The organism is Arthrobacter sp. SLBN-112 (genome assembly GCF_030944625.1).
GTDB lineage: Bacteria > Actinomycetota > Actinomycetes > Actinomycetales > Micrococcaceae > Arthrobacter.
Genome location: NZ_JAUSXY010000001.1, coordinates 1,716,378 through 1,737,927, shown reverse-complemented (window position 1 = coordinate 1,737,927; position 21,550 = coordinate 1,716,378). Strand labels below are relative to the sequence as shown.

Below are 21,550 nucleotides of genomic sequence, written 5' to 3'. Positions count from 1 at the left end.
TGTGATTTGGCCTAGAATCCCGTGGGCTCGGTCTCGAGCTCAGGTTCGCCGGGCAGGTCCTCGTGGTGCAGCGGACGCAGTGCTTCGGTCCGCGGATGCCAGAACAGCGCATCGTAGCGTTCCCCCATCCGGGTGGGCACATAGTTGCCCCGCTCCCGCTTGGGGTTGTACACAACCCCGATGGCGCGGTGTCCGCGCCAGGAGCTGAGCCAGGGTCCGGTGCGGTCGGCCCCGAATACCAGCACCGACCGGTGCGCCAGTGCCTCGTTCAGGAGGTCCTCGTGGCTGCCGTGGACGGCTGCCGGAACATCCATCACCCGCTCCGGGGAGCCCCATGACCCGGCGGCCGTGACGGACCCGGCATAGGACGCGAAACCGGCCAGCACCACCTCGCCGGGGTGGCGCTGGCGGAGCAACTGCCCGATGTTGACCATCCCGTCACGCGCCATGTCCGTGGCCCGGGCGTCACCGACGTGCGTGTTGTGCGCCCATACCAGTCCCTTGGATCCCGGCCCGTGGTGGCGCGCGATGCGGTCGATTGTGTCGCTCATATGGTGGTCGCGGATGTTCCAGGACTGCTGGTCACCGCGCACCATGGTCCGGTAGTACTCTTCGGCGTTGGTGGCCACGATGGCGTTCTGGAATGCGTCAAAGGCGGCCGGATCGTCCTGCATCCGGCCAAGTGCGCGCCGCCGGACTTCCGCCAGCAATGCCACCACGTCCGCTTCGCAGGACTGCGGAACCAGGCGGTTCCCCACGGCGTACCGCTGCGGATCCTCGCGGAACGGAATGAAGCAATGCCAGGCCCGCAGCGCCGCCGGGAGTGCGTCAGGGGCATTGGCCTCCAGCCAGGTGAATATTTCGCGCAGGGAATCCCACAAGGAATAGACGTCCAGGCCGTAGAAACCCGTCCGCTGTTCTTCCGGGAGGCGCAGGTTCCACTCACGGAGCCACGTCAGGAATTCGGCAACCTCGTGGTTGGCCCACATCCAGGTGGGCCAGCGTTCAAAACCGGCCAGTAGCTGGCGTGCATCCTGGTCGCGCCCGGTTTCTCCCCTGACCCAACGGTTGATGCGCCAGCAGTCGGGCCAGTCGCCTTCCACGCCTACCCAGGTGAAGCCGTATTCTTCGATCAGCCGGCGCGTGAGCAGGGCCCGCCAGTGGTAGTACTCCTGGGTGCCGTGGGATGCCTCGCCCAAGCACACGAAGCGGGACGGGGCGGCGAGGCGGACCAGCGGTTCAAGGTCATCGGCGGTGGCCAGAGGATGGGCGAGGCTGCGGATCTGCGCGGTTGCCGCCGCACGTTCCGCAGCGCCCTCCGGCCGGCCGGCGTACGCGGTCATTTCCTTGCCTCCGGCATGGACCGTCCCACCGGCGACGGCAGGAGGTAGAGCCGGAACCAGTCCGCTGCCAGCGTGGCCGCCATGGCCAGGGTGCCGGGCTCCTCGAAGAGATGGGTTGCGCCCGGGACGATCTCGAGCCGGGTGGGGGCCTGCATGCGTGCCATGGCCTGGCGGTTGAGCGCCAGGACCTGGGTGTCGGCGCCGCCAACGATCAGGAGGGTGGGGGCCTTGACCGCGGCGAGCCGCGGACCGGCCAGGTCCGGCCGTCCGCCCCGGGACACCACGGCGGCAACCTCGGTACCTGGCTCCGCGGCGGCCCACAGCGCAGCGGCCGCGCCGGTGCTCGCTCCGAAGTAGCCGATGCGGCCGGCCGAGCCGTCATGCCGCGCTTCCAGCCAATGGGTTGCGGCGGAAAGGCGCCGGGCAAGCAGGGCAATGTCAAAGACGTTGGCCCGGTTGACCTCCTCTTCCGGCGTGAGCAGGTCAAGGAGCAAGGTGCCAAGCCCTGCCCCGTGCAGGACCGAGGCTACGTAACGGTTGCGGGGGCTGTGCCGGCTGCTGCCACTGCCGTGGGCAAAGAGGACCGTGCCGTCGCAACTTCCCGGCAGGTACAGACTGCCGCGCAACACAGCACTTCCGTCCGGGATCTCGACGTCGTCGTCCAGGGTGCCGTCTTCCCTTTCGTCGCCGCGGTGGCGGGGCGACGATGCCGCTGCGTCGAGCAGCTGCACCACCTCGCCATCCTCGGTGGGCGAGAAGTCGTGGTAGTAGTAGCCCACGGCCTGGAAGTCCTGGGGCGAGAGCAGGCAGACGACGTCGTCCGGTTCCTTCAGCTCCACGATGGCGCGGGCGGGGGCAACGGGAACGGCAAGAATGACTGTTGCTGCGCCGAGTTGCCGGGCCACCTGGCAGGCGGCTCTGGCGGTGGAGCCGGTGGCGATGCCGTCGTCCACGATGACCGCCGTGCGTCCGGTGAGATCGAGCCGCGGGCGCCCTTGGCGGAACCGTGCCACCCTGCTTTCCAGCAGCACCCGCTCCCGCCGTTCCACCTCCTGCAGGTCTTCCTGGGAGACCCGGGCCATGGACATGGTGCGGGGATCCAGGACCCGGACGTTGCCCTCGCCGATGGCTCCCATGGCCACTTCAGGCTGGAAGGGGACCCCCAGTTTCCGCACTACGATCACGTCCAGCGGCGCCTCGAGGGCCTTGGCCACTTCGAACGCCACGGGCACGCCGCCGCGGGGCAGGCCCAGCACCACCACGTCCCGTCCGCGCAGGCCGGCAAGCCGTTTGCCCAGCCGCCGCCCGGCGTCGGCCCTGTTCAGGAATGCAACCATCACCCTCACCCGCCATGTGGGATTTCTTCCGCGGGCAGTGCTGCCGGCGGCTCAGGGGTCCAGGACATCCGGAGGACGAAGTGGGCGTCGGAACTGCTCCTGGCAATCACCGCCCCCGCGTCGCCCGCCAGATTCACTCCAAATTCGATTTCGATGTGTTCGGGGTACAGCTCCGCCATGGCCTCCAGTGCGGCATGGGCGGCGGGGCGGACGCTGGCGAGTGCATCTTCCAGCCGCCTGCCCGTATCCAGGATCCCCTGCTCGTTGCGGGCAGGATGGTCCACGCCGTAGCTGTTGTCAGCAGCCTCAACGAGCACCGTCCCGGATCCCACCTCATACCGCATCACTTCAGTCATGGCGGATGCCGCTAATGCGAGATGCGCAGATTGTGGTGGGCGTCAGTGCTGGGCTTTATGGCCACCGCGGTGACCACCAGCGCCACTGCCCCTGCAATCCACGACGTCCACGCTGCACCCGTCGCGCCAGTGTAAGATCCCAGCCACGGCGAGAGGATCACTACTGCGGCAATGACAGCCTGGGCGTATTCCATGACCGGTGTTCCGGGCATTGCCAGGTTGATGATGCCGCTGACCACCAGGAGCCCGCCGAAGACGAGCATGAGGGTAGTGGACATGTTTTCCTGCCGCGTGAACAGGACCGCCACCGCGGTGAAGAGTCCGGCGGCAGCCGCTACATAGTCCTGCCACCGATACCACTTTTTCACTATTTTTCCTTTCCGGTGTGGGCGGCACGCCAGTCCGTTTCCGTCCCAGGGCCTCTGCTGCCCATGGATCAAGTCAACGCCTGGCGGGGTGCACCCAATAGGGCAGAAAGACCTGCGCAGGGGCTTGCCCTTCAACTAGTCAGTGTTACTATCTACTAGTAGTCAGCATCACTAAGTACCGAAGGATTTCGATGGGCAAGCAAATGACCGAGATGCTCAAGGGCACGCTTGAAGGCATTGTCCTGGCAACCCTCGCCGCACGGCCGGCCTACGGCTACGAAATCACCGCCCGCCTGCGCGAGCAGGGCTTCTCGGACATCGTCGAGGGCACGGTGTACGCGCTGCTGGTCCGCATCGAACAACGCGGCCTGGTGGACGTGGCCAAAGTCCCGTCCGAGAAAGGACCGCCCCGCAAGGTGTACTCGCTCAACGCTTCCGGCAGCGCCTACCTGGACGAGTTCTGGAGCACCTGGAGCTTCCTCGCCGAACGGATCGAGCAGCTCCACCACAACAACCACACGCAGGAAAAAGGAGAATGGCCATGACCCAGGGATGGCTCGAGAAAGTCACCGGTTCCTTCGACGACAAAAAACGCTGGCGCCAGTACAAGGCCCGCAAGGAACAGCTGCCCGGCAACTACCGGACCACCATCGATGCCTTGGAACGCTACTTCACCTACGCCGGCGCCATCGTCAAGGGCGACGTCCTCATGCAGATGCTGGAGGACCTGGCGGACCTGGTCGAAGGGGCCGCCGCGGACGGCACGCCGGTCCGCGACATCGTTGGGGAGGACCCGGTGGAGTTCGCAGAAACCTTCATCAGCAACTACTCGGACGGCCAGTGGATCAACAAGGAGCGCAAGCGCCTGACGGACACCATCAACCAGGCCGCTGCCGGCGACGCCTGAGGAACAAATCAAGGGAAAGGACCGGCCATGGCCACAGACCAGGCCCTGCAACCCGCCATCCGGGTGCAGGGCATCGAAAAGTCGTTCAAGGACCTGCAGGTGCTGCGGGGCGTCGACTTTGATGTGATGCCGGGAAGCATCTTCGCGCTGCTCGGATCCAACGGCGCTGGCAAAACCACGCTGGTGAAAATCCTCTCCACCCTGCTGAAGCCGGACACCGGCACGGCCGCGGTGAACGGTTTCGACGCCGGCACGCAGGCTGAGGATGTACGGGGCTCCATCAGCCTGACCGGACAGTTCACCGCCGTGGACGACGTCCTCACCGGCAGGGAGAACCTGGTGCTGGTGGCCCGGCTGCGCCACCTGCCCAACCCCGGCACGGTGGCCGGCAGCCTGCTGGCCCGCTTCGGGCTGGAAGAGGCAGCCAACCGCAGGGCTGCCACGTACTCGGGCGGCATGCGGCGGCGCCTGGACATCGCCATGAGCCTGATCGGGGATCCCCCGGTCCTCTTCCTCGACGAACCCACCACGGGGCTTGATCCGCAGGCACGCATCGAGGTGTGGCGGACCATCAGGCAACTCGCGGGCCAGGGCACCACCGTGCTGCTCACCACCCAGTACCTCGAGGAGGCAGAACAACTCGCAGACCGCATCGCCATCCTGCACCGGGGCACCATCATCCAGAACGGGACGCTCGCCGAACTCAAGCAGCTCCTCCCGGCCGCCACGGTGGAATACGTGGAGAAACAGCCTTCCCTTGAGGACGTCTTCCTGGCCCTGGTGGGGGATGCACCCGAGGACCAGCAGGAACAGCCCACCAGCGCCTCCGCGACACGAAAGGAACACTGATGAGCACCCACGCCCTGCGCGATACCGGCGTGCTGACCGGCCGCTCGCTGCGGCACATCCTCCGCAGCCCGGACACCATCATCACCACCGCGGTGACACCCGTGGCGATGATGCTGCTGTTCGTCTACGTATTCGGTGGCGCCATCTCCACGGGTTCGGGAGGCTCCTACGTCAACTACCTCCTCCCCGGCATCCTCCTGATCACCGTTGCCTCCGGCGTGGCCTACACCGCCTACCGGTTGTTCCTTGACGTCAAGGGCGGGATCGTCGAACGGCTGGGATCCATGCCGATCGCCCGGCCGAGCATCCTGTGGGCCCACGTGGTCACCTCCCTGGCCGCCAACCTCGCAGCCATCGCCATCGTGATCGGCGTTGCCCTGGTCATGGGGTTCCGCAGTGGAGCCTCCGTGGCAGCGTGGCTCGCAGTCGCCGGAATCCTGGTGCTGTTCACCTTGGCGCTGACCTGGCTGGCAGTGGTTGCCGGCCTGGCCGCCAAGACCGTGGACGGTGCCAGCGGCATGAGCTATCCGCTGATCTTCCTGCCATTCATCAGTTCGGCGTTCGTTCCCACGGCCACCATGCCCGGCCCGGTCGCCTGGTTCGCCGAAAACCAGCCGGTGACTCCGGTCGTGGACACCCTCCGGGCACTCCTCGCGCAGGAACCCGTGGGCACCGGAATCTGGACGGCGCTCGCCTGGCTGGCCGGCATCCTCGCGGTGGCTTACGCGGCCGCGTCCGCCATCTACCGCCGGAAAGTGGGCTGAGCCCGGAAACCGGCCGGATTAACTGCGAACTCACAGGGTTTGCCGGTGCAAATCCGGGCCGCGGTATGCAAGAGTGACCGCAACGCTGGGGAGCCAAGACCTGCGGGCCGGGCGGCACACCGCCCGGCCGGCAGGCCTGCAGCTACGAACAAGTGAGGCCGGGCGTGAAAAACAGAGCTGTTCCCCGCACCAAGGCGGGCCGGTGGCGGGCTCCGGGCCTGCTCCTGCTTCCGGCCCTTTTGCTGCCCACACTGGCGGCGTGCACCCCGAATGGCCCCGCACCCACGCCTGGCCCGTCGGCGTCCGGCACCACAGCCGCCACCGGCAGCACACCCACTCCAAGGCCCAGCGCCACCAAGGACCCCGCGAACCACACCCGCACCCCGGGGCACGTGTTCGTCATCAACCTGGAGAACAAGGGCTACGACTCCGTGTGGGGTGACAATTCCTCCGCCCCCTACCTGTCCGGAACGCTCCGCAAGAAGGGCGTGCTGCTGAAGAACTACTACGGCATCGCCCACAACTCGCTGCCCAACTACCTGGCCCAGATCTCCGGCCAGCGGCCCAACGACAGCACCATGTTGGACTGCCACACGTACACCGAGTTCAACGCCACCGGCACCGACTCGCAAGGCACCCTGCAGGGCGATGGCTGCGTTTACCCGGCGGACACGCAAACCCTGGCGGGGCAGCTGACCGCCCAGGGCAAGACGTGGAAGGGCTATATGGAGGACATGCAGGAGCCGTGCGAACACCCGCCGCTGGGCGAGCCGGACAACCACATCAGGGCCACCGAGGAGAGCCAGTACTCCACGCACCACAACCCGTTCATGTACTTCCGCTCCATCACCTCATCACCGGACTGCGCCAAAAACGTGGTCAACTTCGCGGCCCTCGCGGAAGACCTGAAATCCGTGGACACCACGCCCACCCTTTCCTACATCACGCCCAACCTGTGCCACGACGGCCATGACGCCACCTGCGCCGACGGCACCACCGGCGGCCTGGGCGCGGTGGATGCGTGGCTGAAAGAGCAGGTGCCGGCCATCCTGTCCTCGCCGGCGTACAAACAGGACGGCATGCTGGTGATCACCTTCGACGAGGCCGAGGGCGACTCGTCCGGCCCCCCTGAGTCAGACGCGGCTGCCCCCGCAGGCGGTGCGGACGGCGGCAAGGTGGGCGCACTGGTGCTCTCCCCGTTCAGCAAAGCCGGCACGTCCTCGGACCGGGCCTACAACCACTACAGCCTGCTGGCCACCATCGAGGATTTCTTCTTCCTCCCCCGCCTCGGGCTGGCCGGCGATCCCGGGGTCGCCACCTTCGGCGACGACGTGTTCCGGAAGGAGTCCTAGGGTGAAGCCTGCATGGAACGGCCGACGGCGGACCGTCCTGGCAGGTGCCGTGGCGCTGGCGGTTTTGGTGATCCTCGCCGTAGTCCTTCCCGCCGCCCTGCGCGCCGGATCACCGGCACCGAACGCGCCCGCCTCCGCCCCGGCCTCGGCCCAGGACGCGGGCGTGGCCGCCGGCCAGGGCACGTCTTCCGACGCCGGGATCTCCAAGATCAAGCACGTGGTGATCATCACCCAGGAAAACAGGTCCTTCGACAGCTACTTCGGAACCTACCCCGGCGCAGACGGCATCCCCATGAAGGACGGCAAGCCCGCAGTGTGCCTTCCGGACCCGGCGAACGGCGGCTGCATCGCCCCCTTCTACAACTCCGCAGACAGCAATGCCGGCGGCCCGCACAGCCACGCGGACGCCACCGGGGACATTAACGGCGGCGCCATGGACGGGTTCGTAGCGCAGGCGGAGAAGGGGCTGTCCGGCTGCAGCGCCGCCAGCACCAAATGCCAGTACAGCACCACCATGCCCACCGATGTGATGGGCTACCACGACGGCCGGGACCTGCCCAACTACTGGGCCTACGCGCAGAATTTCACCCTCCAGGACCACCTGTTCGCCTCGGCAGCGTCGTGGAGCCTGCCGGCGCACCTGTACCTGGTCTCGGAATGGTCGGCCAAGTGCACCAAAGCCGGGGACCCGTCGTCGTGCGTGAATGCCCTGCAGGACCCGGACCCCGAGCCGGAACCGCAAATCATCAAGGACACCCTGATCGGCAAGTGCCAGGCCGGAATGGACCTGGACCCCTGCCGTGAGGCCTTGGAAGCCGCCGGGATCGATCCCGGCCTCGCGGCCCAGATCGACCAGCTGATCGGCACCAGCTGCCAGCCCACCGATTCCTACGCCGTCTGCCAGGCAGCCGTGGATGCCGCCCCGGTGTCCGACGACCTGAAGAAGAAACTCACGGAAGCCGCCAAGAAACTGGAACTGCCGGACTACGCCTGGACGGACCTGACGTTCCTGCTCCACAAGCACCAGGTGCCCTGGGCCTACTACGTCTTCAACGGCACCGAACCGGATTGCCGGAACGACGCCGCCACCTGCGACCCCGTCAAGCAGGACGCCAAAACCCCGGGCCTGTGGAATCCGCTGCTGTACTTCGACACCGTCAAGGAAGACGGCGAGCAAGGCAACATCAAGCCCCTGAGCGGGTTCTACGACGCCGCGCGCCAAGGCACCCTGCCGGCCGTCACCTGGGTGGCGCCCACCGACAAGGTCAGCGAACACGCCCCGGCAAAGATCAGCACCGGGCAGGCCTACGTGGCCGGGCTCATCAACGCGGTGATGAGCGGGCCGGACTGGGACAGCACCGCCATTTTCCTCTCCTGGGACGACTGGGGCGGGTTCTACGACCACGAAAACCCGCCGGTAGTGGACAACAACGGCTACGGACTGCGCGTGCCCGGCCTGGTGATCAGCCCGTACGCACGGAAGGGGTTCATCGACCACCAGGTGCTCAGCCACGACGCCTACTTCAAGTTCATCGAGGACGATTTCCTGGGCGGCGAACGCATTGACCCCGCAACGGACGGCCGGCCCGATGCCCGGCCCGACGTCCGGGAAAACAACCCGCAGCTGGGCGATCTGGCCAAGTCCTTCGACTTCAACCAGGCCCCGCTGCCGCCCCTGATCCTGCCGAACGCCACCACGTACTGATACCCCGGATTCCGCCCGTGTTAGGGGATGCAAACCTTCGTGGTAAACCCAACCGGCCGGTGGTTTACTGCCAGCATGTCTGAAACCGTGAAGCTCAGCCACAACGAACCCCACGACAGCAGCGTGGCGGCACGCCTGAACTGGCTGCGGGCCGGCGTCCTCGGCGCGAACGACGGCATCGTCTCCGTCGCCGCGACCGTGGTGGGCGTTGCGGGCGTGACCAACGACCTCGCCCCGATCCTGGTGGCCGGCACGGCCGCGGTGGTGGGCGGCGCCGTATCCATGGCCCTGGGCGAATACGTGTCCGTCAGCAGCCAGAGCGACAGCCAGCGGGCATTGATCGAAAAGGAACGCCAGGAGCTCAGGGACGATCCCGACGGCGAGCTGGCCGAACTTGCGGAGATCTACCAGGCCAAAGGACTCAGCGAAGCCACGGCCCGGACCGTTGCCGAGGAGCTGACCGCAAAGGACGCCCTGAAGGCGCACCTCTCCGCCGAACTGAACATCGACGAGGAGGAGGTGGTGAGCCCCTGGCACGCCGCCATCGCCTCCGCCATCGCGTTCACGGTGGGCGCCGTGCTGCCCATGCTGGCCATCATCTTCCCGCCCGAACAAGCCCGGATCCCGGTCACGTTCGTCGCCGTTATCCTGGCGCTCGCCCTGACCGGCACCGTCAGCGCCAGGATCGGCGGCAGCTCCAAGCGCAAGGCAACCCTGCGGCTGGTGGTGGGCGGTGCGCTGGCCATGGCCTTCACGTTCACCGTGGGCAGCCTCCTGGGCACCACCGGCATCGCGTAGCTGGCAGCACGCGGCACCCCGGGAGTTGCGAGGCAATTACGTCACGCCATGTTTGCGTAATTGATGTGAACCTCGTCACTTAAAGCGCTTTCCGGCTTGGAGCTTAGGTTTGCCTACCCTACAGTTTTTGAACATAGGCACCGCGTTCCGGTGCCCGTAAAGACTTAGGTTCACGCAGACTTTTCCCCACGAAAGCAGCCTCAATGAAGATCCGCAACAGCGCGCTGGCAGGCATCGCACTCGCCGCCACCGCAGCTCTCGGCCTGACCGCCTGCGGCGGCGGCACGCCCACCGGTGACAGCTCCGCTTCCAACGGTGCCGCCTCCGGTGAGATCACTGTCTACAACGCCCAGCACGAAAGCCTCACCAAGGAATGGGTGGACGCCTTCACGGCCGAAACCGGCATCAAGGTGACCCTCCGCCAGGGCGACGACACCGAGATGTCCAACCAGATCATCCAGGAAGGCCAGGCCTCCCCCGCGGACGTCTTCCTCACCGAGAACTCCCCCGCCATGACGCAGGTGGAGAACGCCGGCCTGTTCGCCGACGTCAACAAGGACACCCTGGCCCAGGTTCCCGCCGAGTTCGCGCCGTCCACCGGCAAGTGGACGGGCATCGCCGCCCGCTCCACCGTCCTGGTGTACAACAAGACCAAGCTCACCGAGGACCAGTTGCCCAAGTCCATGCTGGACCTGGCCAAGCCGGAGTGGAAGGGCCGCTGGGCCGCCTCGCCCACCGGCGCCGACTTCCAGGCCATCGTCTCGGCCCTGCTGGAGCTCAAGGGTGAAAGCGCCACCGAGGACTGGCTCAAGGCCATGAAGGACAACTCCAAGGCTTACAAGGGCAACAGCACGGCCATGAAGGCGGTCAACGCCGGTGAAGTGGATGCCGCGCTGATCTACCACTACTACTACTACGGCGACCAGGCCAAGACCGGCGAGAACTCCAACAACGTCACGCCGTACTACTTCAAGAACGAGGACCCGGGTGCGTTCCTGTCCGTCTCCGGCGGTGGGGTGCTCAAGTCCTCCAAGAATGCTGCCGCCGCGCAGGCATTCCTGAAGTTCATCACCGGCAAGAAGGGGCAGGAAGTCCTGAAAAACGGAACGTCCTTCGAGTACGCCATCGGCTCCGATGTGCCGGCCAACGACAAACTGGTTCCCATCAAGGACCTGCAGGCGCCGAAAATTGACGCCGCAAAGCTCAACTCCCAGAAGGTCAGCGATCTCATGACCCAGGCCGGACTCCTCTAATTCCGTGACCACCGATCTATCGGCTCCCGCCAAGCGGGGCACGACGACGGCGGGCCGGGGCAACAGCCCCCGCCCGCCTTTCGGCGTTTCCGCGGTGTCCGTCCTGGCGGTGTTGATCGCCCTCTTCTCCCTGGTCCCGCTGGGGTACGTGGTGTACATGACGGTGGCAACCGGGTGGGATACCGCCGTCGCCCTCATCCTGCGCCCCCGCGTAGGCGAACTGCTGGTGAACACCCTGCTCCTGATGGCCGCCACCATCCCGCTGTGCCTGCTGCTTGGCGTGGCGGGGGCATGGCTGGTGGAACGGACCAACCTCCGCGGCCGCCGGATCTGGGCTGTCCTGCTGGCCGCGCCGCTGGCCATCCCGGCGTTCGTGAACAGCTACGCCTGGGTTTCGGCCATCCCGTCGCTGGGGGGCCTGGGCTCGGGAATCCTGATCGCCACGCTCTCCTACTTCCCGCTGGTGTACATTCCCGCGGCAGCAACCCTGAGCCGGCTGGATCCGGCCATCGAACAGTCCGCCGCCGCCCTGGGGCTGGGCGCCTGGCGGGCCTTCTTCCGGGTGGTGCTTCCCCAGATGCGGATCGCCCTCACGGGCGGCGGCCTGCTGGTGGGGCTGCACCTGCTCGCCGAATACGGTGCGTTCGCCATGATCCGGTTCGATACCTTCACCACCGCGATCATGACCCAGTACCGCTCCACCTTCAACGGCGCCGCCGGGAACATGCTGGCCAGCGTGCTGGTCTTCTTTTGCCTGCTCCTGCTGATGGCCGAGGTCCGCAGCCGCGGCACTGCCCGCTACGCGAGAGTCGGCTCCGGGGTGCAGGCAAGGGCCCTCCGGCTCCCCCTTCACGCCTACCAGGTTCCGGGCCAGCTCTTCCTGCTGGCGCTGACGGCCCTGGCGTTCGGCCTCCCGCTGTACTACGTGCTGAAGTGGATCGTGGCCGGCGGCGCCGACGTCTGGACCGCCGCCGAATTCCTCCCGGCGCTCCTGGCCACCTTCGGGTACGGCCTGGCAGGCGCGGCGGCCACCATCGTGGTCGCGTTCCCCATGGCGTACCTCGCGGTCCGGAAGCCCGGCTGGTTCAGCAAGTCCCTGGAGCTGTCCAACTACGTCACCAGCTCGATGCCCGGCATCGTGGTGGCCCTGGCGTTCGTCACCGTCAGCATCCGCGTGGTGCCGGGAATCTACCAGAGCGCCGGCGTGCTGGTGGCGGCGTACGTTCTGCTTTTCCTGCCCCGGGCCCTGGTGAACCTCCGGGCCGGGCTGGCGCAGGCTCCCAAGGAACTCGACGAGGCCGCGCAGGCGCTGGGCAAGCCGCCGCTGCTGGCATTCATCCGCGTCACGCTGCGGCTCACCGCCCCCGCCGCTGCCGGCGGTGCGGCCTTGGTGTTCCTGGCCATCGCCAACGAGCTCACCGCCACGTTGCTGCTGTCCCCCAACGGCACCAAGACCCTGGCCACCGAGTTCTGGAGCAAGAGCAGTGAAATAGACTATGCCGGAGCCGCGCCCTATGCCCTGCTGATGATCCTGCTTTCCGCTCCCATGACCTACCTTCTCTTCCAACAGTCCAAGAAAGTAGCCGGACAGTGACAGCACCATCCACCCGGCGGCTGCCGGAACCACGGGTCTCCCCTTCCGTGGCGGCAACCACCAACAGCCACCTGCACATCACGGACGTCACCAAGAACTTTGGCTCCCAGGCGGTCCTGAGGGGCGTCAACCTGTCCGTGGCCAAGGGCGGCACCACCGCCATCGTGGGTCCCTCCGGCTCCGGCAAGACCACGCTCCTGCGCCTGATCGCCGGGTTTGAACACCCGGACACCGGCACCATCTCGCTCAACGGCACCACCGTGGCCGGTGACGGCGCGTGGCTCCCGGCGCACAAGCGCCAGATCGGCTATGTGGCCCAGGACGGCGCGCTGTTCCCGCACCTGACGGTGGGCCAGAACGTGGCGTTTGGCCTGGACCCCGCCAAGCTGGACGGCGGCCGCCGGGCTGTTGCTGCCCGGGTGGCGGAACTCCTGGAGATGGTGTCGCTGGATCCGGCCATGGCCAAGCGCCGCCCGCACCAGCTTTCGGGCGGCCAGCAGCAACGCGTCGCCCTGGCCCGTGCCCTGGCCCGGGAACCGGAACTGATGCTCCTGGACGAGCCCTTCTCCGCCCTGGATGCCGGCCTCCGCGTGGCCACCCGCCGCGCCGTGGCCAAGGTCCTGGCCGAGGCCGGGGTCACCACCATCCTGGTCACCCACGACCAGGCCGAGGCGTTGTCCTTCGCCGACCAGGTGGCCGTGATGCGCGCCGGGAAGCTGGCCCAGATCGGCAACCCGTTCGTCGTCTACACCCGCCCCGCGGACCGGGCCACCGCCGAGTTCCTGGGCGACGCCGTCATCCTGGACGCCTGGCTGGAAGGGTCACTGGCCACCTGCTCGCTGGGCGGCATCCCGGTGCGCCGCCCGCCGGCGCAGGGCAAGGTCCAGCTCATGCTGCGGCCCGAGCAGATCCGGATCGCCGAGGACGGCCCCATCCGCGGCGTAGTGGTGGACACCGACTACTTCGGCCCCGAAACCACGGTGCGGCTGAAGCTCAATGTGCCCAAAGAAGTGGCGGAGCACGCCGACCACCGGTACCCCGGCGGCGGCGAAGTGATCACCATCCGGCACTGGAACGCCTCGATCGCCCGGCCAGGGATGGAACTGTGCCTCCGGGTGGTGGGCGAGGCAGTCGCGTTCCCGCTGGACGACTAAGCTCCGGCCCCCAGCCGCCACTCCTGACACAGAAAAAACACCGGGCGGAAACACTTCGGCAACCTCTTCACGGCAAGCTGTGCTTACGGGGACACAACAGCAGGAGGCAGCTCTCATGGAGGCACCAGGAATACGTACCGCCCAGCTCCGCATCGGGGACCAGATCGAGGCCTGGCACCGGGGCAAGCTTTTCCACAGCGGCCGGGTGACCGACGTCGTCCCGGCCCTTGAACTCTTCTGGATCCTGGACGCCCGGACCGGTGCGCGGAAGCTGCTGGACCCGGAAGCCCTGGAGATCCGCCACGTGGCGGCCCCGGCCGTGCCGCCAGCCCAGGCGAAGCCGCTCGCTACGGCCTGAGCAGCCCTCCCGGCCCCCGGGCGGGCCGCCGGGCGGCCTGCCGGACCACGGGGTTAGGTGCGTTCCTGGTAGACGTCCGGGACGCCGTCGTGGTCCGAATCCACTTTCTCCAGCTCTTCGGCCAACCGGTACTGGCGGTTCCGGGTGCGCAGCACCACCGTCGCCAGCAGCGCGGCGATCAGTGATGCGGCCAGGATGCCCACCTTGGCGTGGTCGTCATGCAGGCTGCCGTGGCCAAAGCTGAGCTCCGCCACGAGCAGGGAGACCGTGAAACCGATCCCGGCCAGCAGCGCCACCCCGAACACGTCGATCCACTTGAAGGAACTGTCCAGGCTGGCCCGGGTGGCTTTCGTCAGCACCCAGGTGGTGCCCATGATGCCGATCGGCTTGCCAAGGACAAGGCCAAGGATGATGCCCAGTGCCACGGGGTCCGACAGGGCTGAGCCCAGGCCTTCCCAGCCGCCGACCATCACGCCTGCGGAGAAGAACGCAAAGATGGGGACCGCCACACCGGCGGAAATCGGCCGGAACCGGTGTTCGAAGATCTCCGCCAGCCCCGGGCCTGCCTCCGGACCGCCGGAGGCCTCGGACCTGATCACCGGCACAGCGAAGCCCAACAGCACGCCGGCCACGGTGGCGTGGATGCCGGAGGCATGCACCAGCGCCCACGTGACCATACCCAGCGGCAGCAGGATCAACCAGGCTGCGGCGGCGTGGCGGCCGAAGAACCGGCGATACCTCTGCGCCAGGAACGCGTACGCCGCCAGCGGCACGAGCGCCAGGAGCAGCGGCGTGACCTGGATGTCGCTCGAGTAGAAGAACGCGATGATCGTGATCGCGATCAGGTCATCCACCACGGCCAGCGTCAGCAGGAAGATCCGCAGCGCGCTGGGCAGGTGGGATCCGATGATGGCCAGGACAGCCACGGCGAACGCGATGTCGGTTGCCGTGGGAATGGCCCAGCCGCGCAGGGTTTCCGGGCTGGCGAGATTGACGACGGCGTAGATCACCGCCGGCACTACTACGCCGCCCACGGCGGCCGCCACCGGAACGATCGACTTGCTGATCTGCCGCAGGTCGCCGGCCACGAATTCCCGCTTGAGTTCCAGGCCAACCAGGAAGAAGAAGATGGCCAGCAGGCCGTCAGCCGCCCAGGCCCCCAGGCTCAGTTCCAGGTGCCACGGCGCATAGCCCACCTGGAGATCCCGGAGGGCAAAATAGCTCTCCGACGCCGGGGAGTTGGCCCAGATAAGGGCGATAACCCGCCGCGATGACCAGGAGGGCTCCGCCCACGGTTTCCTTGCGGAGGATTTCGCCGATCCGGAGCGCCTCGGCATAGCTGCCGCGGGAGAAGACGGTGGAGCCCTGAGGTGTGGAGGCGTTGGGCACAGGCGGGGTGGAGGTCATGGAGGCATCCTTATTTCCGGGTTCGACAAAGCCATGCCGACCAGACTTCCCGGCGCACCTGGTTCCATTCTACCGGGGCAGGAGGGTCAGCCCGCGCGGCGGCCGCCGGCGTCCCTGCTTCGTCCGTGCAGCTGGATGGCCCGCACGGCGCGGTCCAGGTAAGTCCGGCCGTCCACGGAATTGGCCAGCTGCACCAGTTCCGCGGCCACCACAACAAGCTTGACGTTCCGGTGGCTGCTGGTGGCCACCAGCAACTGGAAGGCTTCGTCCGAGCCGAGCTTCAGCAAACCCATGAGGATGCCGCGCGCCTGGTCAATCACCGTGCGGGTGGAGGTGGCTCCGGCAACGGCGTCCCGGGCGGTCTGTTCGGTCTCGCGTTGCAGGGTCCGGGTGAGGTCCACCATCACGCCTTCGAGCGCCACCACCGAGCCGTCGTCGCCGAGGATCGCTTCACCGGAGGTCATGACCCGGCGGGTGTGGCCCTTGGCGTCGTTGATGCGGTGGTACATGCAGAAGAAACCGCCGGTTTCGGCAACCCTGGCGGTGATTTCCTCGCACCGTTCGCGGTCGTCGGGGTGTTTGTGCGCAAAAACGAGCTCCCGAGTGGGTACTACCTCGCCGCGATGGTAGCCGTGCAGCTGGTACATGCCCTCGGACCAATGGAACGTCATCCCGTCCAGATCCATGCGGAAAACTCCTGCGACGCACTCGTTGTCGCCGAGGGCACTGGAGTACGTGTACAAGTCGCTTAGCTCGGTCACAAAGCCCACTTCCTTGGTATGAACCAGCCCCCAGCGGGCCGGCACCATACTCGCTCCTCCAAGTATGGGCGAACGGAGCAGTGGAAAGTAGTGCGGGAGGTCCTATGGAAGTTGCAGGCAAAATGGACTACGCACTTGCAAAGCAATACCCCAGGGGGGTATATTCGAGGTGTTGTCAGTGACGTGGTATGTCCCGGCAGGTGCCTCGCATCGCCTTCACAGCCGGTCAACCCCAGCACGAATGATCCCGCAATGGATTGGAACTGACATGAGCCTCGGGAACCACTCCCACGACCATCACAACACCCTGGGCGGCCCGCTGACACGGCCGCCGGAGCACCCGGCCGGCCACGCCCACCATGGCGGCCCCGCGGGTGACGACGACCATGCCGTCCACACCCACGGGCAGCACGCCGGTCACAGCACCGCCATGTTCAAGAACAGGTTCTGGCTGACGCTCGCCCTTTCCGTGCCGGTGGTGTACTTCAGCCCCATGATGGGCCACCTCCTGGGCTACATGCCGCCGGAGTTCCCCGGCGCCGCCTGGATTCCGCCGGTCCTGGGCACCGTGATCTTCCTCTACGGCGGCCAGCCATTCCTCAAGGGCGGCCTCCAGGAACTCAAGGACCGCACGCCCGGGATGATGCTGCTGATCGCCATGGCCATCACCGTGGCCTTTGCGGCGTCCTGGGTCACCACCCTGGGGATCGGCGGCTTCGACCTGGACTTCTGGTGGGAACTGGCGCTCCTGGTGGCCATCATGCTGCTGGGCCACTGGATCGAAATGCGCGCCCTCGGATCCGCCCAGGGCGCCCTTGACGCCCTCGCCGCCCTGCTCCCGGACGAGGCCGAGCGCATCACGGACAGCGGAACCGAAACCGTCCCCGTCTCCGAGCTGGCCCCCGGCGACCTGGTCCTGGTCCGCCCCGGCGCCCGGATGCCGGCCGACGGAACCGTGGTGGACGGGCAGTCCGAGTTCGACGAATCCATGATCACCGGCGAATCCAAGACAGTGCCCCGCGGTACCGGCGATCCGGTGGTGGCCGGGACGGTGGCAACGGACAGCAGCGTCAGGGTCCGGGTTACTGCAGTCGGCGACCAGACCGCCCTGGCCGGGATCCAGCGGCTGGTGGAGGAGGCACAAGCCTCGTCCTCACGCGCGCAGGCCCTCGCGGACCGAGCCGCGGCTTTCCTCTTCTACTTTGCCGCCGGGGCCGGCGTCCTGACCTTTATCGCCTGGACCTTGCTGGGAAGCGTCCCCGACGCCGTCACCCGGACCGTCACCGTGCTGGTGATCGCCTGCCCGCACGCACTGGGCCTGGCCATACCGCTGGTGATCGCCATTTCCACGGAACAGGCAGCACGCGCCGGGGTTCTGATCAAGAACCGGATGGCTTTGGAGCGGATGCGCACCGTCGACGTTGTCCTGTTCGATAAAACCGGCACCCTCACCACCGGGGAACCTGAACTGAAGGACATCGCCGCGGCCGAAGGAAGCAACGCCGATGCCGTGCTGGCCCTCGCCGCGGCCGTCGAATCCGACAGCGAACACCCGGTGGCGCGCGGCATCGTCCGCGCCGCCAAGGCACGCAACCTGCCGCTGCCGGCTGCCACCGGTTTTACCGCCCTGCCGGGCCGTGGCGTCCGGGCCGCCGTGGACGGCCGCACCGTGCACGTGGGCGGGCCCGCGCTCCTGCGCGAGCTCGGCGTCGTCGAACCCGAGGCCCTGGCCGCCAGGACGCACGCATGGATGGACCGCGGCGCCGCCGTCCTGCACGTGGTGGACGACGACGGCACCGTCCTGGGTGCCGTGAGCATGGAGGATGCGGTGCGGCCGGAGTCGCGGCAGGCCGTGTCAGCCCTGCAGCGCCGCGGCATCAAGGTGGCCATGGTCACCGGCGACGCGCACCAGGTGGCGCAGGCAGTGGCCGCGGACCTGGGCATCGACGAGGTGTTCGCCGAGGTCCTGCCGGCTGACAAGGACAAAAAGGTGGCCGAGTTGCAGGGCCGCGGGTTGAAGGTGGCCATGGTGGGCGACGGCGTCAACGACTCGCCCGCGCTCGCCCGCGCCGAGGTGGGCATCGCCATCGGCGCCGGCACCGACGTAGCCATGGAATCCGCCGGCGTGGTCCTGGCAGGAAACGATCCGCGGGCCGTGTTGTCCATGGTGGACCTGTCCCGGGCCAGCTACCGGAAGATGTGGCAGAACCTGGTGTGGGCTGCGGGCTACAACGTCCTGTCCGTGCCATTGGCCGCAGGCGTCCTGGCCTTTGCCGGGGTGGTCCTCTCGCCCGCTGCAGGGGCGGTACTGATGTCGGCCTCCACCATTGTGGTGGCGCTGAACGCCCAGCTCCTCCGGCGCCTGAAACTGAACCCGTCGGAGGCACCCACCACCAAGGCGCAGTCCATTTAGTCCCGGAAAGACACCTATGAACACCACATTCAAGACCCTGTCCATCACCGCTGCCCTCGCCGCTTCGCTCAGCCTCGCCGGCTGCGCCACCGGCACGAGCTCCGGCAACAGCATGCCCATGGACCACGGCAACTCCAGCCCCATGTCAAGCATGATGCCCAGTGCCGGCCAGGAGTCCGGCGCCGACCATAACCAGGCCGATGTCATGTTCGCCCAAATGATGATTCCGCACCACGCCCAGGCGGTGGAAATGAGCGGCATCATCCTCGCCAAACCGGACACGCCGGCGGAGGTCACTGCCCTTGCCACCAAGATCAAGGATGCGCAGGCACCCGAGATCCAGCAGATGACCGGATGGCTCACGGGCTGGAACATGCCAACGATGATGGGCGACGATTCCGGGCACGGCATGTCCGGGATGGTGGACGATGCCGGCATGGGCAAGCTCAAATCCGCCACCGGTACCGAAGCCGCGCGGCTCTTCCTCGAGCAGATGATCGGCCACCACGAGGGCGCCATCGAGATGGCACAGCAGGAAATCAGCGCCGGAAAGGCCCCCGATGCCGTGAAGCTGGCCCATGACATCGTGGACTCGCAGCAGGCCGAGATCGCGCAGATGAAGCAGATGCTGACCGCGCTGTAAGGCTGCCCGGCAGCGGCTCAGCAGCAAAACACCCACGGCGCGGCGGCGGCACCTGGCCCAAGGCCCGTCGTCGCGCCGTTGCGTGTTAAGTTGAAAAGCACGGGCCCACCCGGTCCTGCCACCAGCTGGGAAAGAGAACATCTCCTTGGACACTTCCGCGCCAGTCAAGATCCTGACCGTCTGCACCGGGAACATCTGCCGCTCGCCGGTGGCCGAACGGCTGCTGCAGGCAGGGCTGGACCAGGCCGTGCCGGGAGGTTTCCAGGTGGCGAGCGCCGGCACGCGGGCCATGGTGGGCGAACCGATGCAACCCATCTCGGCGGATATCGTGCGGACCTTCGGCGGGGATCCGGAAGGATTCGCGGCACGGCAGCTCACCCCCAAAATCCTGCGCGGCGTGGACCTCGTGCTCACCATGACATCCGGGCACCGCGGCGAGGTCCTGCAGCTCGACGCCTCCCTCCTCAAGCGCACCTTCACCATCCGCGAGTTCGCCCGCATGCTCGATGTCCTGGACCAGCGGGACACCTCCTCGTCAAGGGGACAACACGTCCGACGACGGCGGCTGGCTGGCCGCCCACACTGCCCGTTGGCGGGGGTTGCCGGCGCGGGCCGCCGGGGTGCGGCATCTCTCCCTTCCCACCGACCCTGCCGAGAACGACATCGTGGACCCGTACCGCCGCCCGCCGGAGGTATACCGGCAGATGGAGGACCAGTTGGCCCCCGCCATCGTGTCCATCCTGCGCCACGCCCGCCTCAACTCCCCGGTCCGCGGGGACGCCGCCGGCACGCCATAACGAATCCGCGTCCCCGGCGGCCTGGCGGCACGCCGCAGGTGACAGTTTGGACAAGCCTGTAGCCAACAGGGGCATCACTGGCGGACACTGATCCCACCCGCAACACGATGAGGTGGAGGCACCGCATGAGCACGCCTGATCCAGCAGGACCCGCCGGTCCCCCCACCGGCCCATCCGCTTCCCACCGGCCGGCCTGGATTGTGGCCCTGGGACGCCACCGCTGGATCGCCGCCCTGCTGGCCCTGGTGCTGGTGGCGGCCGCGGGGATCGCGGTGTTCAGCCTCAACCGCGCGGGCAAGGAATCCGCCCCCGCAGCCACGCAAACCCAGTCGCCGAGCGAAACGCCCACGCCCACGCCGTCCCCGACACCCCCGCCGGCGCCCGCTCCCCCGCCCCCGCCGCAGCCGATTCCGGACCTCCCGGCAGCGGAAATGAACGTCCTCATCATCGGCAGCGACAGCCGGGGGATTGCCCGGAACGAAGCAGACCACACCGCACAAACCGGTGAGCCGTCGGACCAGCGCTCGGACTCGTTGATGGTGGTCCATGTGCCCGCGGACCGCCACACGCTCTATGTCATTTCGATCATGCGCGACACGTGGGTGGACGTCCCCGGCGTGGGCGGCTCCAAGATCAACGCGGCCCTGGAATACGGCGGTATCGATCTGACCACCCAGACCGTGCAGCAACTGTTGGGCATCACCATCGACCACACGCTGATGCTCGATTTCAACGGCTTCCGGGCGCTCACGGACGGGCTGGGCGGCATCGACGTCAACGTCCCCTTCGCCTTCCAGTCCACCATCGAAACCCAGCACGCGTTCAGCCAGGGCATCAACCATCTTGACGGGCAGGCGGCCCTGGAGTTCAGCCGCGAGCGCTACGCCTTCACTGATGGCGACTTCCAGCGGGTGCAGAACCAGCGGACCATGCTGCGTGCCATCCTGGCCCGGCTCACCGGCGGCGGCGCCCTGAATGACGTGAACGCGGTCCGGTCGCTCGTGGACTTTGCCGGCTGCTGCCTCACGGTGGACAAAGGGTTCGATCCCGTCCAGGCCGCCATCCTGGCCTACAGCTTGCGGAACCTGGACGTGAACGCCATCGGCACCATGACCCTGCCCACCGCGGGAACCGGCATGGTGGCTGGCCAGTCGGTGGTGTTCCCTGATTATGGGGGCATCGCGGCGGTGGGCGCGGCGCTGCGGGAGGGCAGGATCGCCGACTTCGCGGTCCCGTAACCGGTCAGGCAGCCGCAGCAGCGATGTTCAAAGTCATCGCCGACGCGCATATTCCCTGAGGCGACCACATGTGGGGTGCGTCGGTGCCAGCAGGTGTCGCAGAGTACTTTGCGCGTCGCCAACGCGATAGCGGCCGTCCCCACCACCGCCTGT

The 21,550-nt window shown here is 67.3% G+C and carries 19 protein-coding genes and 2 pseudogenes; 15 read left to right on the top strand and 6 right to left on the bottom strand.

The features are described 5' to 3' along the window. Positions 1-11: 11 nt before the first annotated feature. From QF050_RS08135 to QF050_RS08120, 4 genes are read right to left on the bottom strand one after another with little or no spacing between them, the layout of a single operon-like run. A complete protein-coding gene (locus QF050_RS08135) occupies positions 12-1,343 on the bottom strand; it encodes an erythromycin esterase family protein (protein ID WP_308929983.1) in 1,332 nt (443 codons plus the stop codon). Then, positions 1,340-2,680, bottom strand: a complete 1,341-nt coding sequence (locus tag QF050_RS08130; RefSeq protein ID WP_308932127.1) for a phosphoribosyltransferase family protein — start codon at positions 2,678-2,680, stop codon at positions 1,340-1,342. Before QF050_RS08130 ends, QF050_RS08135 begins: the two co-directional genes overlap by 4 nt. 5 nt (positions 2,681-2,685) lie before the next feature. After that, positions 2,686-3,036, bottom strand: coding sequence for a CU044_2847 family protein (locus QF050_RS08125; RefSeq protein ID WP_308929982.1), 351 nt, complete (start codon positions 3,034-3,036; stop codon positions 2,686-2,688). An 11-nt stretch (positions 3,037-3,047) separates the two neighbouring features. Further along, complete coding sequence (locus tag QF050_RS08120) at positions 3,048-3,404, bottom strand: SPW repeat protein (RefSeq protein WP_308929981.1); 357 nt, start codon at positions 3,402-3,404, stop codon at positions 3,048-3,050. A gap of 191 nt (positions 3,405-3,595) precedes the next feature. On the opposite strand from QF050_RS08120, the gene QF050_RS08115 reads away from it, so the two are divergent. The 11 genes from QF050_RS08115 (at position 3,596) to QF050_RS08065 (ending at position 14,138) form a co-directional block, all read left to right on the top strand. After that, positions 3,596-3,949: a PadR family transcriptional regulator gene (locus QF050_RS08115; protein ID WP_308929980.1), complete on the top strand. Its 354-nt coding sequence runs from the start codon at positions 3,596-3,598 to the stop codon at positions 3,947-3,949. After that, complete coding sequence (locus tag QF050_RS08110) at positions 3,946-4,311, top strand: DUF1048 domain-containing protein (protein WP_308929979.1); 366 nt, start codon at positions 3,946-3,948, stop codon at positions 4,309-4,311. Before QF050_RS08115 ends, QF050_RS08110 begins: the two co-directional genes overlap by 4 nt. Before the next feature lie 27 nt (positions 4,312-4,338). Continuing rightward, complete coding sequence (locus QF050_RS08105; RefSeq protein ID WP_308929978.1) at positions 4,339-5,160, top strand: ABC transporter ATP-binding protein; 822 nt, start codon at positions 4,339-4,341, stop codon at positions 5,158-5,160. Beyond that, the gene (locus tag QF050_RS08100) at positions 5,160-5,924 is read left to right on the top strand and encodes an ABC transporter permease (protein ID WP_308929977.1); all 765 of its coding nucleotides are present in this window, start codon (positions 5,160-5,162) and stop codon (positions 5,922-5,924) included. Before QF050_RS08105 ends, QF050_RS08100 begins: the two co-directional genes overlap by 1 nt. 164 nt (positions 5,925-6,088) lie before the next feature. Then, entirely contained in the window at positions 6,089-7,276 is a 1,188-nt protein-coding gene (locus QF050_RS08095; protein ID WP_308929976.1) for an alkaline phosphatase family protein, read from the top strand. A gap of 1 nt (position 7,277) precedes the next feature. After that, positions 7,278-8,981, top strand: coding sequence for an alkaline phosphatase family protein (locus QF050_RS08090; RefSeq protein ID WP_308929975.1), 1,704 nt, complete (start codon positions 7,278-7,280; stop codon positions 8,979-8,981). 75 nt (positions 8,982-9,056) lie between these two features. Beyond that, positions 9,057-9,779 (top strand): VIT family protein, encoded by a 723-nt coding sequence (locus QF050_RS08085; RefSeq protein WP_308929974.1) that lies wholly within the window; start codon positions 9,057-9,059, stop codon positions 9,777-9,779. Positions 9,780-9,982: 203 nt separating this feature from the next. Further along, positions 9,983-11,032, top strand: a complete 1,050-nt coding sequence (locus tag QF050_RS08080) for an iron ABC transporter substrate-binding protein (RefSeq protein ID WP_308929973.1) — start codon at positions 9,983-9,985, stop codon at positions 11,030-11,032. 4 nt (positions 11,033-11,036) lie between these two features. Beyond that, positions 11,037-12,626 (top strand): iron ABC transporter permease, encoded by a 1,590-nt coding sequence (locus tag QF050_RS08075; RefSeq protein ID WP_308929972.1) that lies wholly within the window; start codon positions 11,037-11,039, stop codon positions 12,624-12,626. Beyond that, positions 12,623-13,780: an ABC transporter ATP-binding protein gene (locus QF050_RS08070; protein WP_308929971.1), complete on the top strand. Its 1,158-nt coding sequence runs from the start codon at positions 12,623-12,625 to the stop codon at positions 13,778-13,780. Before QF050_RS08075 ends, QF050_RS08070 begins: the two co-directional genes overlap by 4 nt. A 115-nt stretch (positions 13,781-13,895) precedes the next feature. Continuing rightward, positions 13,896-14,138, top strand: a complete 243-nt coding sequence (locus QF050_RS08065) for a hypothetical protein (RefSeq protein ID WP_308929970.1) — start codon at positions 13,896-13,898, stop codon at positions 14,136-14,138. Between the two features lie 53 nt (positions 14,139-14,191). Here the strand turns inward: QF050_RS08065 and nhaA are convergent. After that, positions 14,192-15,545, bottom strand: a pseudogene (nhaA, locus tag QF050_RS08060) (Na+/H+ antiporter NhaA). An 86-nt stretch (positions 15,546-15,631) separates the two neighbouring features. Beyond that, a complete protein-coding gene (locus QF050_RS08055) occupies positions 15,632-16,306 on the bottom strand; it encodes a PAS and ANTAR domain-containing protein (RefSeq protein WP_308929969.1) in 675 nt (224 codons plus the stop codon). Between the two features lie 268 nt (positions 16,307-16,574). Between QF050_RS08055 and QF050_RS08050 the strand changes: the two genes are divergently transcribed. From QF050_RS08050 to QF050_RS08035, 4 genes and pseudogenes are all read left to right on the top strand, one after another. Continuing rightward, on the top strand, positions 16,575-18,719 hold the full coding sequence (locus tag QF050_RS08050) for a heavy metal translocating P-type ATPase (RefSeq protein WP_308929968.1): 2,145 nt from the start codon (positions 16,575-16,577) through the stop codon (positions 18,717-18,719). A gap of 16 nt (positions 18,720-18,735) precedes the next feature. Then, positions 18,736-19,362 carry a DUF305 domain-containing protein gene (locus QF050_RS08045; RefSeq protein WP_308929967.1) on the top strand — a complete coding sequence of 209 codons (627 nt, stop codon included), beginning with the start codon at positions 18,736-18,738 and terminating at the stop codon, positions 19,360-19,362. A gap of 145 nt (positions 19,363-19,507) precedes the next feature. After that, positions 19,508-20,159: pseudogene (locus QF050_RS08040) on the top strand (low molecular weight phosphatase family protein). A 125-nt stretch (positions 20,160-20,284) separates the two neighbouring features. Next, on the top strand, positions 20,285-21,397 hold the full coding sequence (locus QF050_RS08035; RefSeq protein WP_308929966.1) for an LCP family protein: 1,113 nt from the start codon (positions 20,285-20,287) through the stop codon (positions 21,395-21,397). Positions 21,398-21,550: the final 153 nt, after the last annotated feature.

Bases quoted from the DNA above. Each gene is read 5' to 3' on its own strand.
- QF050_RS08135 (WP_308929983.1), bottom strand. From the start codon at position 1,343: ATGACCGCGTACGCCGGCCGGCCGGAGGGCGCTGCGGAACGTGCGGCG.
- QF050_RS08130 (WP_308932127.1), bottom strand. From the start codon at position 2,680: ATGGTTGCATTCCTGAACAGGGCCGACGCCGGGCGGCGGCTGGGCAAA.
- QF050_RS08125 (WP_308929982.1), bottom strand. From the start codon at position 3,036: ATGACTGAAGTGATGCGGTATGAGGTGGGATCCGGGACGGTGCTCGTT.
- QF050_RS08115 (WP_308929980.1), top strand. From the start codon at position 3,596: ATGGGCAAGCAAATGACCGAGATGCTCAAGGGCACGCTTGAAGGCATT.
- QF050_RS08110 (WP_308929979.1), top strand. From the start codon at position 3,946: ATGACCCAGGGATGGCTCGAGAAAGTCACCGGTTCCTTCGACGACAAA.
- QF050_RS08105 (WP_308929978.1), top strand. From the start codon at position 4,339: ATGGCCACAGACCAGGCCCTGCAACCCGCCATCCGGGTGCAGGGCATC.
- QF050_RS08100 (WP_308929977.1), top strand. From the start codon at position 5,160: ATGAGCACCCACGCCCTGCGCGATACCGGCGTGCTGACCGGCCGCTCG.
- QF050_RS08085 (WP_308929974.1), top strand. From the start codon at position 9,057: ATGTCTGAAACCGTGAAGCTCAGCCACAACGAACCCCACGACAGCAGC.
- QF050_RS08080 (WP_308929973.1), top strand. From the start codon at position 9,983: ATGAAGATCCGCAACAGCGCGCTGGCAGGCATCGCACTCGCCGCCACC.
- QF050_RS08065 (WP_308929970.1), top strand. From the start codon at position 13,896: ATGGAGGCACCAGGAATACGTACCGCCCAGCTCCGCATCGGGGACCAG.
- QF050_RS08050 (WP_308929968.1), top strand. From the start codon at position 16,575: ATGAGCCTCGGGAACCACTCCCACGACCATCACAACACCCTGGGCGGC.
- QF050_RS08045 (WP_308929967.1), top strand. From the start codon at position 18,736: ATGAACACCACATTCAAGACCCTGTCCATCACCGCTGCCCTCGCCGCT.
- QF050_RS08035 (WP_308929966.1), top strand. From the start codon at position 20,285: ATGAGCACGCCTGATCCAGCAGGACCCGCCGGTCCCCCCACCGGCCCA.